This window comes from Achromobacter sp. (assembly GCF_032113835.1).
Taxonomy (GTDB): domain Bacteria; phylum Pseudomonadota; class Gammaproteobacteria; order Burkholderiales; family Burkholderiaceae_B; genus Achromobacter.
This window is the reverse complement of the sequence record NZ_DAMCTG010000145.1, coordinates 6,187-7,016: the sequence shown is the minus strand read 5'-3', so window position 1 is coordinate 7,016 and position 830 is coordinate 6,187. Positions and strand designations below refer to the sequence as shown.

General features: G+C 64.5%; 1 protein-coding gene. It reads left to right on the top strand.

Features of this window, described 5'->3' with window-relative positions; genetic code table 11:
* Window positions 1–224 precede the first annotated feature (224 nt).
* Complete coding sequence (locus tag RT697_RS26375; RefSeq protein WP_313702587.1) at window positions 225–752, top strand: MgtC/SapB family protein; 528 nt, start codon at window positions 225–227, stop codon at window positions 750–752.
* Window positions 753–830 lie beyond the last annotated feature (78 nt).

Sequence of the window (830 nt, the reverse complement as noted above, 5' to 3'; positions counted from 1 at the left end):
CGTGTAGCGATAGCTAATCACTACAGTGGCCAAGATACAAGGTGTCTGACACCCTAGTGAGATCGGCTTCATATCGCATGGCTGCCTCACGGGTGTCAGACACCTGCGCATATCGCACGGCTGCCTCAAGGGTGTCAGACACCCGCGCAACGAAGCACCGCAGCGTGCCGCGTCGTCGTGCCGCCTGCTATGCTCGTTCTCTACTCGGCACCAAGGAATCGTCGATGTCGCAAATCTGGCTGGAAGTCTGGACTGCAGTGCGTACTGAATTTGCCGATATTCCGGATGTGGCGGAGGCAACACGCATCGTGCTGCGCTTGAGCATGGCCGTCCTCTTGGGCGGCCTGCTGGGTTACGAACGGGAACGCAGCGGCAAGGCGGCCGGGCTGCGCACCCACATGTTGGTGGCGCTGGGTGCGGCCATCTTCGTGCTGGTGCCGTTGCAGGGCGGCATGGAGGTCGGAGACCTGAGCCGCGTGCTGCAGGGCGTCATCGCGGGCATCGGTTTTCTGGGGGCGGGCGCCATCATCAAGCTGGGCGCCGAGCGCGAAATCCACGGTCTCACGACATCGGCCAGCATCTGGATGACCGCCGCCATCGGCGTGGCCGCAGGCATGGGCCGCGAGGCCACTGCCGTGGTCAGCACCCTGATGGCGCTCTTCGTGCTGGCCGTGCTGCGCCGCGTCGAGGCACGCATTTCCGCAAGCCAGGAAAAGCGCCTGATCTCGACGGACGACGACAAGGGGTCGTGATTCAGGTTGCCCGCCAATTGCCGCCCGGCACCTCGATGAACGGCCCGCCGTGGGGCGCAGGTGTCTGACACCCTGAGG